The sequence below is a fragment of the Niveispirillum sp. genome (assembly GCF_017996735.1).
GTDB lineage: Bacteria > Pseudomonadota > Alphaproteobacteria > Azospirillales > Azospirillaceae > Niveispirillum.
In genome coordinates this window covers 1-15,221 of the sequence record NZ_JAGOGJ010000147.1, presented here as the reverse complement: position 1 = coordinate 15,221, position 15,221 = coordinate 1, and the positions used below count along the sequence as shown (strand labels likewise).

The following is a 15,221-nucleotide window of genomic DNA, read 5'->3' as shown; positions in this document are numbered from 1 at the left end:
ATCATCATCCGAAAACGCGGCCACCGCATCGGCAAGCGTCCGGATGCGAGAAAGAAGCTCAAGTTCAGCGGACATGGAAATCCCCCTGGGTCACCCCAAGAGAATCACACTGAAATCATTACAAAACAACACTCAAGCTGTCTTTGGTTGATAATGGCGGCGTGGTTTTTTGCCCCTTCTATGTCGTGACCCCTATCTGGCGCCCTTGGGCTGGCAGCACATCAATCTCACCGGCGACTACCTCTGGGCCGAACCCGCAAAGCTCGACAAGGACGGTTACAGGATGCTGAGTGCTGGCGCTGCGCGAACTGGGGCGCGTTGAACGGACGATCTTCACACTCGACTGGCTGCGCGATCCGGCCCTGTGCCGGCGCACCAATGCTGGCCTGAACAAGGGCGTGGCGCCCCTTGAAGTCCGAAACGGCCCCACCGCCCCTCTCATTAGGGCCATTCCGCAGCGTCACAGCCAAATTTGCCTGTGCTATATCAAGCGATGATTCTTCACCCTTCCAACCCTGTCATGCCAATGATGTCGAGGGCCGTCACACCATCCCCGCTATCGGGGACATACGCGATGCGGCCTTCCGCCCTGCCGTTGCTGATATAGTGGGCCACCAGGGCGGACTTATCGAGCCCGAAAAAGGCCAGAAGATCGGGATTATAAGCGGCGTAGGTTTCCACATCGAAGCCCTGGGTGACACGGCCTTCGGCCCGGCCGTCGGTGATGAAGTGGCTGATCAGCGCCTGTGTGTTCAGGCCGAATGCGCGGAACAGGTCGGGGTTCAGCGCCGCGTAAGCCTCGGCGTCGAAGCCCCCGGCATCGCGGCCCTCCGCCCGGCCGTTGCTGATGTAATGGCTGACCAGCGCCTGTTCATCCAGGCCGAAGAAGCGGAACAGGTCGGGGTTCAGCGCTGCGTAAGCCTCGACGTTGAATCCGTGCACTTGCCGCCCTTCGGCCATCCCATTGTGCAGGTAATGGTCCCCAAGCGCCTGTTCGTTCAGGCCGAAGAAGCGGAACAGGTCGGGGTTCAGTGCAGCGTAGCTGCTGGCGTCAAACCCGGCTGCCGGCCGGCCCTCGGCCTTGCCGTTGGTGATGTAATGCCGGATATACGCGGCGTCATCGCTGGCGAACACGCTGATCAGGTCAGGGTTCAGGGCGCGATAGGATTCCAGTGAGAAGCCCGTATCGTGGTCATCATTGATGATGAGACCGGTCACCGTGATCGTGTCACCACCCCCTGTCGATGTGGCGCCATTGATGCCTGATACGACCAGGGTCACCGTCTCGTCCAACTCCGTGAGCTTGTCGGCATTGACGTTCACGGTGACGGTGGCGCTGCGGGCACCGGTGGCGATGGTGAAGCTCGTATCGATCCCGACATAATCAACCCCGGGGGTGGCCGTCCCCCCGTTGGTCCGGGCGGTAAAGGTGACAGGACTGGTGGCCGGTTCCGACAGGGTGACAGTGTAGGTCAGCACGGTGGCGCGGGTGTCGCCCTCTGTGACGGTGCTGCCCACGACGGACAGGGTGGGCAGGATGACCGGGCCCGTTCCCCCCAGATTGACAATACGGTCAGAGAAAACCAGACGCTCGATCCCGGCCAGCGTATCGGTGCCGTCCGATCCATGCCGGACCGTTGTGACCCCGTTCGACGTCGTGACCGTATATTGGTCATAGGCACTGGAGAAGATGACGCTGTCGGTCCCGGAACCACCATCAATCGTGTCGTTTCCCGAACCCCCCTCGATCGTGTCGTTGCCGGCCCCGGTGCGGATCTCGTCATTGGCAGTGACCTTGACGTTGCGGATCACGTCGTTTCCGCTGCCGGTCAGCAGCAGCAGCCGTTCCACACCGCGCACCGAGGTGCCATTGGGCAGTTCCTGCCATTTCGCGGAGGTCGGGTCGTTGTCCCAGATGACGGGGCTGGTCAGGGCGGACAGGTCGGCGAAGAATGTGTCCACGCCGTCACGCCCGTCGAACCGGGAACCACCATTCAGGTCGATGAACAGGTCAGTGCCAGCCGTGCCGACCATGTCGAAAAGCTCGACATTGCCGACCCGCAGGTTGAACAGGCCATCATTATTAAAAATGCCGTAGAGCGGCTTCGCCACCGCTTGGCGGATCGCGTCCATGTCCGAGGACCAATTAACCTGGGTCTCCCCACCCTGGCTGGCTTGGAACACATAGTGGAAGCCGTAACCGCTTGAGGCTCGTCCCCCGTTGGCCGCGTCGATCTTCAGCGTGTCGGTCCCGGCACCACCGTCGATCGTGGCAGTGGACAAGGCAGCGGTGATCAGGTCGTTGCCATCGCCGGCCAGGACCGTGTCCTGTCCCAGACCCGCCTCGATCGTGTCGTTACCGGCGCCAGTGCGGATCTCGTCATTGGCAGTGACCTTGGCGTTGCGGATCACATCATTTCCGCTGCCGGTCAGCAGCAGCAGCCGTTCAACGCCGCGCACCGAGGTGCCATTGGGCAGTTCCTGCCATTTCGCGGAGGTCGGGTCGTTGTCCCAGATGACGGGGCTGGCCAGGGCGGACAGGTCGGCGAAGAATGTGTCCGCGCCATCGCGCCCGTCGAACCGGGAACCACCATTCAGGTCGATGAACAGGTCAGTGCCGGCCGTGCCAATCAGGTCGAAAAGCTCGACATTGCCGACCTGCAGGTTGAACAGGCCGCTATTGTCAAAAATGCCGTAAAGAGGCTTCGCCATCGCCTGGCGGATCGCGTCCATGTCAACGGACGAACCCACCTGGGTCCCCCCTCCCTGGCTGGCCTGGAACACATAGTGGAATCCGTAACCGCTTGAGGCTTTTCCCCCGTTGGCCCCATCAATCTTCAGCGTGTCGGTCCCGGCACCACCGTCGATCGTGGCGCTGGACATACCAGCGGTGATCAGGTCGTTGCCGTCGCCGGCCAGGACCGTATCGTTGCCCGAACCCGCCTCGATTGTGTCGTTGCCGGCCCCGGCGCGGATCTCGTCGTTGGTGGTGACCTTGATGTTGCGGATCACATCGTTTCCGCTGCCGGTCAGCAGTAGCAGCCGTTCCACACCACGCACGAAAGTGCCATTGGGCAGTTCCTGCCAGTCGATGGATCCGGAATTGTTGTCCCATACCACCGCCTTGGATAGGGCGGACAGGTCGGCGAAAAACGTGTCCACGCCGTCACGCCCGTCATATTTGGACCCACCATTCAGGTCGATGAACAGGTCAGTGCCGGCGGTGCCGACCATGTCGAAAAGCTCAACATTGCCGACCCGCAGGTTGAACAGGCCATCATTATTAAAAATGCCGTAGAGTGGCTTCGCCACCGCTTGGCGAATCGCGTCCATGTCCGAGGACCAATTAACCTGGGTCCCCCCTCCCTGGCTGGCCTGAAACACATAGTGGAAGCCGTAACCGCTTGAGGCTTTTCCCTCGTTGGCAGCATCAATCTTCAGCGTGTCGGTCCCGGCACCGCCGTCGATCGTGGCACTGGACATACCAGCGATGATCAGGTCGTTGCCGTCGCCGGCAAGGATCGTGTCGTTTCCCGCCCCCCCCTCGATCGTGTCGTTGCCGGCCCCGGCCCGGATCTCGTCATTGGCAGTGACCTTGATGTTGCGGATCGCGTCATTTCCGCTGCCGGTCAGCAGCAGCAGCCGTTCAACGCCGCGCACCGAGGTGCCATTGGGCAGTTCCTGCCATTTCGCGGAGGTCGGGTCGTTCTCCCAGATAACGGGGCTGGCCAGAGCGGACAGGTCGGCGAAGAAAGTGTCCACGCCATCACGCCCGTTGAACCGGGAACTGCCATTCAGGTCGATGAACAGGTCGGTGCCGGCCGTGCCAACCATGTCGAAAAGCTCGACATTGCTGGCCCGCAGGCTGAACAGGCCATCATTATTAAAAATGCCGGAGAGCGGCTTCGCCATCGCCTGGCGGATTGCGTCCATGTCCGAGGACCAATTAACCTGGATCCCCCCTCCCTGGCTGTCCTGGAATGTATAGTGGAAGCCGTAACCGCTTGAGGCTCGCCCCCCGTTGGCCGCGTCGATCTTCAGCGTGTCGGTCCCGGCACCACCGTCGATCGTGGCACTGGACAAGGCAGCGGTGATCAGGTCGTTGCCATCCCCGGCCAGGACCGTGTCCTGTCCAAGACCCGCCTCGATCGTGTCGTTACCCGCCCCGGCCCGGATCTCGTCACTGGTGGCGACCTTGATGTTGCGGATTAGATCGTTTCCGCTGCCGGTCAGCAACAGCAGCCGTTCGACGCCACGCACGAAAGTGCCATTGGGCAATTCCTGCCATTTCGCGGAGGTCGGGTCATTTTCCCACACAACCGAAGTGGAGAATCTGGACATGTCGGCGAAGAAAGTGTCCGCGCCATCGCGCCCGTCGAACCGGGAACCACCATTCAGATCGACGAACAGGTCGGTACTGGCCGTGCCGACCATATCGAAGGTTTCGATATTGCTTATCTGGGCGTTCAGCGACGTGCCGCTATTGCTGAAGATACCCGCAAGCGGTCTTTCTTTCGCGCCCAGGATCGTATCCATGCTGGCGCCTGAACCAACCTGACCTGACCCCTGGCTGTTCTGGAACACATAATAGAAACCATAGCCGGCGGTCGCCGTCCCGGCATTGGCCGCATCCACCTTCAGCCGGTCTCGGCCGGCACCGCCATCAATCGTGACGGCGCTCATGGATGCGATGATCAGGTCGTCACCGGCACCGGCCCGGATAGTATCCCGCCCGAAACCCGCCTCGATCGTGTCATTGCCGGCGCCCGTGGTGATTTCGTCGTTCGCCTCACTTTGGGTGTTGCGGATCACGTCGTTTCCGCTGCCGGTCTGCAGGACCAGCCGTTCAACGCCGCGAACCAGGGTGCCGTTGGGAAGCGTCAGCCATTGCGTTGCGGTGGGGTCGTTGACCCAGACCACGGCAGTGGAAAGTTTGGACAGGTCGGCGAAGTAGGTATCCGAGCCGCCGCGCCCGTCCAACTGCGAATTTCCAGCGAAATCGATCAGCGCGTCGTTCCCGCTGGCGCCGATGATCTCGTACGTCTCGAAACCGCTGATGCGAAGGTTGAGCGGCGTGCTGTTGAAGATGGTCCTGACCGAGCCTTTCAGCGCCGTCAGCAGCATGCTCAGGCTGGATTCCGACGAAATCCCCTGATAATTGTCAAAATCATAAATAACACCGTAGGAATAGGCGCTGACGTCGATCTTCAGGCGGTCGTTGCCCGTGCCCCCGTCCAGGGTCTGGTTTCCCCCGGTGGCGATGACGAGATCGTCACCCGCCCCCCCGATAATTGTATCGAAACCGCTGGTGCCAGCCTCCAGCGTATCATTCCCGCCGCCGCCATCAATCAGGTCGCCACCATCCCCGCCTTGGATGAAGTCTGCGCCGTCCATGCCGTAGAGCGTGTCGAACCCCCCTCCGCCGGTGATCGTGTTGGCCTGGGCATTGCCCTGCAGGCGGTCGTTATTGTCGGTGCCGGTGAATACGGTCTGCGCCGGACTGGTTGTGTCCAGATAGCCGTAATAGGCGTTATTCTCTGGAAGTGAACTGTCATAGGCGACCTTCACGGTCGATGTCGTGGTGGATGACAGCGATACCGGCGTCTTCAGCGTCTTGATGATCAGGGGGCTGAACAGGTTGATCCCTTCCTCGGGGAAGGTTGTGGAGAGTGCCTCCGTAGACAAGTCGAAGCTGCCCAGCGCCGAATTCATCGACAGAGAGGCCTCAAGCACCGATAGTTCAATGGCCCCCTTCACCACTACGCCGAACTCGACGATGTATTCGCCCCTCAGTTCGTATCGCGCCGACAGATCGATGGTGCCCTTGCCCGTGGAAGGCGTTGTAAAGAACAAATTGTCGCCGATGCTGCCGGTCCGGCTTTCGCCATTATAACTGCTATCGACCGTCATCAGGATGTCGGTCGGCTTGAAACTGACCTGTACAAACGGGTGCAGCGAAACAAGAGCATCCAGGTCGAACAGCGAATAGCTGAATTTTCCGTCGAAATTGTACTTTTTAAGGTCGATTTCGCCATCGATGGGAACCTTGGACAAGCCGGGGCTGACGGGCAACGCCCTGATCAGCTTGTCCAGATCGACATTCAGTTCCACTAATGCGTCCTCGGTGAGGGCCGATGTCACCAGCGTCGGCAGATAACCGCCTTTCGGGCCAAGAACCGTGTCCGTAGACTCGAAAGTGGCCGTGGCACCCGTATCCAGTGTGATCTCGGCATAATCACCCAGCGAGAAGCTGGGGTCGTCCTTGGTGAAAAGGTCGAATGAGTATTCGACACCGGCGATCTTGATCTCCGGTATGGCAATAGGATCCACGAAGGGCGGATCAATCACGATGTCGGTGACCGAGGCAGACACATTTGCTACCACCTGCGCGGACAGTCCGACCTCTGGCCCCGTCAGCGCGATATCGCCGTTGTTGAACGAGAATCCGCCGGTGCCAAGGGCGAAACTGTTGCCGGCCTTGACCGCGTCGGGTGCAACAATGGTGGAATCGACCGCATAGGCGAAGTCGTAGTCGCCATTCTTAACGGCTGCCGTGACCGGGATTCCCAACTCATAGGCGTATTTCAGGGCGAAATCGAGCCCGGGAAGGTCAACGGGCAGAGATCCCTCGTCCTTTTCCACCAGGCTGTCGAAATAGGCGGTGAATGAGCCGCCAGCGACGTTGAACAGCAGGTTGTCATTATCAAAAAAACTGATAACCTTGTACAGATTCGACATTTCGCCCCCGCCCCGGTGTATGATGCAACCAATACTAGCCCTAACGCATGGAATTTACTAAATAAAATAGCAATGTCAACTATGACCATGGCACCAAACATCGGCAGGGCTTCGACGCAGGCGTGACGCCAGCCGATGGATGGCGCGCACTGGCCGACGGGCTGGATGAACCCACGCCTCGGCAGATGAATCGGTACACCTCACCACGAGAGGAACGAGGGATCGTGACCACAGCAGTTCCTGGTAGCGCGCACGCGGTTCGGCTCTATTGTGTCGTCAAGGACGAGGCGGTACCCTGCGAAGCTGTCCAGTTCGCCGGCGGCGCCGGAGCCATCGACACCGTTCTTCGACGAGCTGCGATTTCCGGCCGGGTCGAGATCGGTGGGGAAGTGGAAGATCATTTCGCTGACCTGCTGGATGGCAGCGGAGACATGGTGGAGACGGTCGCACTGGACCGCGCGTCGTACTCAGCTTTGAAAAATCGCTGGATGCGGTGCCGCGTCCGGCGGGGTTGACCAGGAAGATGACAAGAGGAAGCCCCATGGCCACCATCTACTGGACCATTGCTGTAAAGCCTGTCGAGGACGGCTGGACGTGGAGCGCCCAGGGCGTAACGGAGGCGGGCGCCGAGTACGCGGACGATGGTGCCGGCGACAGTTTCGTGAGCGGGGATGCGGCCCGGCAAGCCGCTGAGGAAACCATCGGACGGAAGGCCAGTCTCAATGGCGAAGCCATTGAGATAGTCGACTGACCTCAATTGGAGGCGAAGCGCATCGTGCGGACGTTACGCCGCGCTGCTTAAAGTCTGATCTAAACCACAAAGGGAACCTCCAACTCGTATCTCGCTACCTCCGCTTCCAGTAAGTTCAACCGTCCCCGTGAACGATCACGTTGAGGCGCAAACCGGAAATTCGCCCCCCCCTTGTCCGTTAAACCGAGGTTTGATGGACAGGGGAGAACCGTTCTTGATTTGTCCCCTTAGCGTGGTTTTTCGCCCCTTCTATGTCGTGACCCCAATGAGCGCTTGCGACAATTGCTCGTCGTCGGGGGCACCGCCGTCATCCGACACGCCAAGCCAGGAGCCAAAAACGCCTCGCCCTGGCTGCTGAAATTGCTGGAGCGAAAGCCGCGCAAGCTCGCGGCCGTCGCCCTGGCCAACAAGATGGCCCGCACCTTGTGGGCCATGATGCGCACAGGTGAAGTCTACAGGCCCGCAACCGCCTGAGACATCACCCGCGCGCCGGTGCCGGGAACAAGTGCAACGCGAGAAGATGAGAACAGGTCGAACCGACAAGCGACACATTCCGTTTATACCTGTGGCCTCGAAAGGTCGCGCCGTTGTTTGGAAGTCGCTTGGCGGAACCCATCTGGGCCAGCGGTCATCCGCCGCTCAAACAGGCCGGACACATGAACGGGACGTACGGCTGAGCGGAACGGAAAACTATCATAAGGAAGTTTTTGGCTCGATGCAGCGATAGATGGTCGCCGGATGGACATTGAACGTCCTGGCGACGGCACTGACAGATTTTCCTTCGAGGAGGAGTTGGCGGGCGAGTTCCTGCTGATCGGGGCGCATCTTGCTGGGGCGGCCGAAGGTGACGCCGCGGGCCTTTGCGGCTTGGCGGCCGTCGCTGGTGCGGCTCAGGATCAGCGTCCGTTCGAACTCGGCGATCCCGCCGAATATGGTCATGACCATCTTGCCGGCTGGCGAGGTCGTGTCGGCCCAGGGTTCGTCAAGCGACTGTAATCCTGCTTCTTTTTCGGTGATCCTCTCGGCGATCCGGAGCAGTTCGGCCGTTGATCGCGCCAACCGATCAAGGCGGGTCACGACCAGAACATCACCCTTGCGCAGATCGGATAGCAACGTCTCCAACTCAGGCCGCTTTCGCGCTGTACCGGAGACTTTTTCCTCGAACAACCTCTCGCACTCCGCCGCCGAGAGCCGTCGGCATTGGATGTCGAGGCTCTGATCCTCGGTGGAGACGCGGGCGTAACCGAGCTTCATGCGACGGCTCCGGTGTCTGTGCGAAACATATTGCAAAAGAATTTTGTTTCGCGCAGGACTTTTGCGGTGGCTAAAGCCTTGTTTTGCCGCGCCTGCCGCCGTCCTCGCAAATATCCTAAGTTTCGCACAACATGCCGACACGTTACCTGACTGAAGCCCAGCGCCAGAACTTTGCCCGCTTTGACGGCGATGACCGGCCTGGATCGCTGGTTGATCGCGCCGCGTCCTGGCTCGTCGTCAACAAGGTGCTTCTGCCGGGCATCACGACTCTCGAGCGCTTCACTGGAACCGTGCGGGATCGCGCCAGAATCCGTCTGTGGCGTCGCTTGGTCTCCAGCCTCAGCAATGATCAGCGCGCCCGCATTGCCCGTTTGTTCGACGATGGCGATTCCTCCGCCTTCGCGGCGTTGGATGCGCTCAGAACCGCCCCGACCAAGCGCTCGGCCACAGAATTTTTCCGCCATCTTGATCGGCTCGACGCTGTACGGGCGTTCAATTTGCGGCCTTCGCCGCCCAGGGGCGTTCCCGCCGCGACCATCGAACGGCTGGCCCGTGTCGCTCGGGCGAGCAAGCCGTCTGCAATCATCGCTCTTCAAGAGCCTCGCCGAACAGCGACCATCGCCGCCTTGTTCCATACGCTGGAGGCTGTGGCGCAGGATGACGCCACCGAACTCGCCGAAGCGCTTCTGACCGATCTGTTCAAGGATGCCGAGGCCGCCGCCAAGCAGGGGCGCGTTCGAAGCTTGCGGGATCTTGACGCCGCCGCGATGCTGCTGCGGGAGATGGGCCTCTTGGTGGTGGCGGAAGACAGCTTGCCGCTCACTGAATGGCGCAAAGTGCTCTTCGAACAACTGCCGCGCGCCGATCTCGAAGCCGCCATGGCCAAAATCGAAGAAATCGCCAAGCCGACTGAGACAAGGCCTTATGCCGAACTGCGCGCCCGATGGCGGAGCGCCCGACGATTGTTCTCCAATATCACCTTGCGCATCCAGACCGGCACCACGCCGAACGGCGCTGCCGTCAGTGACGCCATCGATTATTTGAAGGGAATCGCCGACTGGTCCAAGGCGAAGATGGTTGACGCGCCGACTGCCGCCGTGCCGAGGCCGTGGCGGCAATTCGCCTTGGACCAGAACAACAAGGTGGTTGACCCCCGCGCCTATGTCATTGCGATCATTGACGCGTGGCGCGGCGCGCTCAAGCGGCGCGACGTGTTTGCCAAGCCGGGCATCCGGTATGGCGATCCTCGCTGCGGCATGCTTGATGGCGAGACGTGGCAAGAATCCAGGCTGATGGTCTGTCGCGCGCTCGGCCGTTCGCTGGACGGCGCTGCCGAAGTCGCCGGTTTGAGCCGGTTGCTTGACGAAGCCTATCGCAAGACCATCGCGCGGGTGGCTGAGAATCCAGATCTGCGCTTCGAGACGACGAACGGCAAATCCGAACTCGTCGTCACCCCGCTGGATCGGCTCGACGAGCCGGACAGCTTGCGAGGGCTTCGCGCCGCCGTTCAGGCCCGAATGCCGAATGCCGGAATTGCTGACGTGTTTCTTGAGGTCATGGCGCGTGCCAACTTCGCCCAGGCCTTCACGCATCTCAGCGAACGCCAAGCGAACGTCGAAAATTTCGAGATCAGCCTGTGCGCCGCCTTGGTCGGGGAGGCCTGCAACATCGGTCTCGAGCCGTTGGTTCGGCCTGAGGTTCCGGCGCTGCGCCGAGACCGGTTGTCCTGGATCAGTCAGAACTTCATTCGCCCAGAAACCATCGCCGCCGCCAACGCCATAATCGTTGCCGCTCACAGCCGCCTGCCCATCGTCGCCCATTGGGGCGACGGCGAAACCGCTTCGGCAGATGGCATGCGGTTCGCCGCGCCCGCCAGCGCCATCCATGCCGGTCCCAATCCGAAATACTTCGGCCACGCGCGCGGCGTGACTTGGTACAATATGATCTCCAATCAGTTCAGCGGTCTGGGCGGCATCGTCATTCCCGGAACCCTGCGCGACAGCCTCATGGTTCTCGCTCTGTTGCTCGAGCAGGAGACCGAGCTTGAGCCACTGGAAATCATGACCGACACGGCGGCCTATTCCGACGCGATCTTTGGATTGTTCTGGCTGCTGGGCTATCAGTTCAGCCCCCGTCTGGCGGATATCGGCGGTGCCAAACTCTGGCGAATTGACCGGGACGCCAATTATGGACCGTTCGACGCCCTCGCCTCCGGAACGGTCAACATCAACCTCATCATCGAAAACTGGAGCGATCTGATCCGCTTGGCCGGTTCGCTCAAACTCGGCCATCTCAAAGCGGCCGGCATCATGCGCACCTTGCAGGTCAAGGACCGGCCAACCACCCTGGCCAAGGCGCTGACGGAACTCGGGCGCGTCATCAAAACGCTCCACATCCTGCATTACATTGACGACAAGCCGTTCCGCCGCCGAATCCTGGTTCAATTGAACCGTCAGGAACTCCGGCACAAGTTGGGCCGCCGTGTCCACCATGGCGAGCGAGGCGAAATCAGAAGTCCCCTCCGCCAGGGGCAGGAGGAACAGCTCGGCGCGCTCGGCCTCGCCCTTAACACCATCATCCATTGGAACGCAATCTACATGCAGGAAGCGCTGCGCCAGCTTGACGATTCCGGAATGGCGATCCAAGCCGACGACATCGCCCGATTGTCCCCCGTGTGCTGGCGTCACATCAGTTTCCTCGGGCGCTACGAGTTCCTTCTGCCCGAGACCGTCGCAAACGGAGGACTAAGGCCACTGAGAGACCCTAGTTCCGAATGGGATTTTTGAAAAGAATTATCCCCGCTTATGATAGTTTTCCGTTCCGCTCAGCCGTACGTCCCTGAACGCATTCGACCCGAACAAATCATCTCGCCTACCCCTTGTTCCCAACGGGCCGTCCACACATGGTATTTCCAGAGGTGGTCAGACCACAAAAGTCCATGCCCTGACCGACACGCTTGGCCGTCCGGTGGCCCTGCATGTGACGGCGGGCAATGTTTCCGACATCACGATGGCCGAGACCCTGCTGGCTGAGGTCGATGACTGCCGCTACGTCCTGGCCGACAAGGGCTATGACAGTGATAAATTGCGGGCCAAGATCAAGGAGAAGGGCGTGAAGCCCGTCATTCCCGGCAGAAAGTCACGCAAGAAGCCGATCCGCTTCGACAAGGTCAGGTACAAATTCCGGTGGATGGTTGAGGCGGTCTTCTGCCGCCTCAAGGACTCCAGGCGCGTCGCCACCCGATACGACAAGCTCGCCAGAAACTTCCTATCCACCATCGCAATCGCAACCATCGTGGCGTACTGGACCTGATTGAGTCTGGACCCTAGAGTCTGGCAAAGGCAACGCCCGAGCCTGCCAATCCACGTAGGACCATTTCAAGGTCATGATCTCACCCAGGCGGCAGCCCGTCAGCATCAGCAACCACACGGTGGCCAGCACGGCTGGGGATTCGGAACCATCCGCCTTGATCTCGGCCAGTGCCTGACCCAAGGAGGCGTACTCGTCAGCACCAAGAAGCCGTTCGCGCTTCTCCTCACGATACTTCTTCACATGCAGGCAGGGATTGCTGCCGTCCGGCCGCAGCCCCCAAATCTCGGCCAGATTGAACATCTTCGACAATACGCCCAAGGTCCGGTTAGCCTGATAGGGAATATGCTTCAGGAATTGGTGCAGCTCATGGATGCGGACATCGTCCAGTTCGGCCCTTTTGCGGATACGGCGCCAGGGTGGCTGCAGGTCGGTCAGCCGGGCACCTTCCTTCGTGCCGGTGATGACCCAGGGATTATCCTTCAGCCGGGGGATCGACCGCAGGACGGCGGCCACCGCTTCCCCGAAATGCACGATCTTGGCGCCCGTCTTGGAGTCTGGCAGACGCAATGCCCGCGCCTGCCAATCCACATAGGACGCATCGCCGGCCCGAACCCATTGACATAGTTCTCTGTTAGAGAATTCTCTCTTGACGTCACGTTCTCCATCAGCGAATATTCAGCCATGAAGCTCGCACTCAGCAAAGCCGCATTGAAAGGCCTATCGAAGATGCCGCCGAAGGCTCGCTCCTCCATGATGGAGAAGCTGGAAACGGTGGCGGCATCTCCCTTCGTCAGCCACCCTTTCGATGTGAAGGCGTTGACCGGCGTGAAGGACATGTACCGTATCCGCCAGGGTGACTGGCGCGCCGTATATGAGCTGGTGCGTATCGATGACATCATGATGGTGGTTATCGTCGACGTCCGTGGAGAGGTGTATAAATGAACGCCATTACCCCCCTGACCATCACCGCCGATACCGTCCTGCTGGCTCGCGCCGACTATGATGCGCTGCTGGCAGCGCTAGAGGAAGCGCGGGACATCGCGACCGTGCAGCAGTTCAAGGCCGATCTGGCTGCCGGCCATACTGAAACCCTGCCCTGGGACATGGCCAAGGCTTTGCTGGATGGCGCTAACCCGGTCCGGGTCTGGCGGGAACATCGTGGCATGACCGCCCGTGCCCTGGCCGCCGCCGCCGGCATTGCGACGGGATACCTGTCGGAAATCGAAACTGGTCGCAAGCCGGGCAGCGTTGCCGCGCTGAAGGCGCTGGCCACGGCCCTGCGTGTCGATATGGATGATCTGGTGCCCGACCCCAGGGCCGCCACCGTCGATGCCGCCAACTGACCGACCACGCCGTGGCATACTACCTGAGCCGGCATGATGGGAAGTCGGAGACGTGCCTGTACTGGTGGAACGAGGCGGGCGCAGCCTGGGGTCCAGAAGCAGAGAGGGCACACCGGTTCAACAGTCCGGGTGAAGCCCTCGACTTGGCGGTCACGTGCGGCGGCCCTGCCAACGCCGGGCCCATCACGCTGGTAGAGACATGACCACAAGGTGAGGATTACAGTGGTGGTCAGAAGAATTGATAAATTTAATAGCCTTTTGCAAACGTTCGGAAATTATACAATTACGGTCGCAGAAATTCCCCCTGGTCTTGCATTGGACGATCCATTACGGGAGAAATACGACGATAGATCGATCAGCGTACAAAAGGTTAACGGCAGCATTTATCTTGATGTTAACGATGAAAATGGAATATATATTGCGCATGCTGTTTTCGCTGGTGGGCACAAGTCAGCTGTAATACAATTAACGTAGATGTAAATCACCGCAGGAAAAGGATCGCAACTTTCCTATATCACTCCGCTTCTTGCATTTTCAACGCACCTGTTACTCCATCTTCAAATCGGACGCCTGAAAGCATATCCTTCTGGAGTGGACGCAGTTCTATCATATGCTGAAGGCAAATAGCTGAGCACCTGCCCCTGGAGCTGTGACTCTATCAATTTTTATTCGGTCGCCGTGTCAGCGCGTTGACCACAACGTGAGGGACGCCGAGCCGTGGCATACTACCTCAGCCGGCATGATGGGAAATCAGAGACGTTCCTGTACTGGTGGAACGAGAAGGGCGCGGCCCGGGGTCCAGACGCAGAGAGGGCCCACCAGTTCGACAGTCCGGGTGAAGCCCTCGACCTGGCGGTCACGTGCGGCGGCCCGCCCACCGCCGGCTCCGTCACGCTGGTTGAGACATGATCACGAGGTGAGGCAAGTGAAGCCGTTCTCTTGTCAGCCACGATCAGAACTGTGGAAGACCTTGGCGGACACGCTGGCCGCTGATGAGCCGATACCGGGGGCTGTGGCCCGCGCCCTGTTCGCACGCATGGAAGAGCATATCGACCAGCTGAACCAGCAAATCCATGCCCTGGAGGCCGAGTTGCTGGCCCTGCACAAGGCCAGTCAAGTCAGCCGCTCGCTGGCCGAGATGCCCTGCGTGGGCCCAGCCATCGCCATCACCTTCGCCCTGCCCCGTGGACCCGCAGCATTTTGCCTCCGGCCGGCAATGAGCGATTGCGACAATTGCTGGTCGTCGGCGCCACCGCCGTCATCCGACATGCAAGGCCAGGCAGCAAAACCGCCTCGCCCTGGCTGCTGCAATTGCTGGTGCGAAAGCCGCGAAAGCTCGTGGCCGTCGCTCTGGCCAACAAGAGGGCCCGCATCCTGTGGGCCATGATGCGCACGGGCGAAGCCTACAGGCCGGCAACCGCCTGAGACATCGCCCGCACGCCGGTGCCGGGAACAAGTGCAAAGCGATAAGATGAGAACAGGTCGAACCGACAGGCGACACATTCCGTTAATACCTGTGGCCCCAAAAGGTCGCTCCCTTGTTTGGAAGTCGCTTGGCGGACCCCATCTGGGCCAGCGGTCATGTGCCGCACAAACAGGCCGGACACTTGAACGCAATCGACCCGAACAAATCATGTCGCCTACCCCTTGTTCCCAAGGGGCCGTCCACACATGGTATTATATTTCGCTGCAATAGTTAGGGTCTGTGGGGATTCACAAAAGGGTCGTTATGTGATTCAAGCTCTGGATGGATAGGAATCTTCTGACGGACGCCCAATGGGCGAAGATAGAGCCGCACTGCCTTGGCAAGCGCACCGACCCTG

10 protein-coding genes and 3 pseudogenes are annotated in these 15,221 nt (G+C 60.2%); 10 read left to right on the top strand and 3 right to left on the bottom strand.

Annotated features, from left to right (window positions below; genetic code table 11):
• Positions 1-189, top strand: a 189-nt coding sequence (locus KBA48_RS28095; protein ID WP_292912005.1) for a hypothetical protein, incomplete at its 5' end; no start/stop codon positions are given.
• Between the two features lie 101 nt (positions 190-290).
• The gene (locus tag KBA48_RS28090; RefSeq protein WP_292912004.1) at positions 291-497 is read left to right on the top strand and encodes a Tn3 family transposase; all 207 of its coding nucleotides are present in this window, start codon (positions 291-293) and stop codon (positions 495-497) included.
• 4 nt (positions 498-501) lie between these two features.
• Here KBA48_RS28090 and KBA48_RS28085 read toward each other — a convergent pair whose 3' ends face one another.
• On the bottom strand, positions 502-6,738 hold the full coding sequence (locus KBA48_RS28085) for a Calx-beta domain-containing protein (protein WP_292912003.1): 6,237 nt from the start codon (positions 6,736-6,738) through the stop codon (positions 502-504).
• A 224-nt stretch (positions 6,739-6,962) separates the two neighbouring features.
• On the opposite strand from KBA48_RS28085, the gene KBA48_RS28080 reads away from it, so the two are divergent.
• The 3 genes and pseudogenes from KBA48_RS28080 to KBA48_RS28070 all read left to right on the top strand — a co-directional run.
• Positions 6,963-7,253: a hypothetical protein gene (locus tag KBA48_RS28080; protein WP_292912002.1), complete on the top strand. Its 291-nt coding sequence runs from the start codon at positions 6,963-6,965 to the stop codon at positions 7,251-7,253.
• A gap of 26 nt (positions 7,254-7,279) precedes the next feature.
• Positions 7,280-7,489, top strand: coding sequence for a hypothetical protein (locus KBA48_RS28075; protein ID WP_292912001.1), 210 nt, complete (start codon positions 7,280-7,282; stop codon positions 7,487-7,489).
• Between the two features lie 273 nt (positions 7,490-7,762).
• Positions 7,763-7,963: pseudogene (locus KBA48_RS28070) on the top strand (IS110 family transposase); the annotation flags it as partial.
• Between the two features lie 219 nt (positions 7,964-8,182).
• Here the strand turns inward: KBA48_RS28070 and KBA48_RS28065 are convergent.
• A complete protein-coding gene (locus KBA48_RS28065; protein ID WP_292912000.1) occupies positions 8,183-8,743 on the bottom strand; it encodes a recombinase family protein in 561 nt (186 codons plus the stop codon).
• 131 nt (positions 8,744-8,874) lie between these two features.
• On the opposite strand from KBA48_RS28065, the gene KBA48_RS28060 reads away from it, so the two are divergent.
• Complete coding sequence (locus tag KBA48_RS28060; RefSeq protein ID WP_292911999.1) at positions 8,875-11,529, top strand: Tn3 family transposase; 2,655 nt, start codon at positions 8,875-8,877, stop codon at positions 11,527-11,529.
• Between the two features lie 124 nt (positions 11,530-11,653).
• A pseudogene (locus tag KBA48_RS28055) lies at positions 11,654-12,055 on the top strand (IS5 family transposase); the annotation flags it as partial.
• Here the strand turns inward: KBA48_RS28055 and KBA48_RS33115 are convergent.
• A complete protein-coding gene (locus tag KBA48_RS33115; RefSeq protein WP_367273887.1) occupies positions 12,011-12,622 on the bottom strand; it encodes a hypothetical protein in 612 nt (203 codons plus the stop codon). The pseudogene KBA48_RS28055 and the gene KBA48_RS33115 sit on opposite strands and share 45 nt — an antisense overlap.
• 114 nt (positions 12,623-12,736) lie before the next feature.
• Here KBA48_RS33115 and KBA48_RS28045 point away from each other — a divergent pair, with 114 nt between their 5' ends.
• The 3 genes and pseudogenes from KBA48_RS28045 to KBA48_RS28035 form a co-directional block, all read left to right on the top strand.
• The gene (locus tag KBA48_RS28045; protein ID WP_292911998.1) at positions 12,737-12,997 is read left to right on the top strand and encodes a type II toxin-antitoxin system RelE/ParE family toxin; all 261 of its coding nucleotides are present in this window, start codon (positions 12,737-12,739) and stop codon (positions 12,995-12,997) included.
• A complete protein-coding gene (locus KBA48_RS28040) occupies positions 12,994-13,398 on the top strand; it encodes a helix-turn-helix domain-containing protein (protein ID WP_292911997.1) in 405 nt (134 codons plus the stop codon). The genes KBA48_RS28045 and KBA48_RS28040 overlap by 4 nt, the downstream gene beginning before the upstream one ends.
• A 1,197-nt stretch (positions 13,399-14,595) precedes the next feature.
• Positions 14,596-14,823: pseudogene (locus KBA48_RS28035) on the top strand (IS110 family transposase); the annotation flags it as partial.
• Positions 14,824-15,221: the final 398 nt, after the last annotated feature.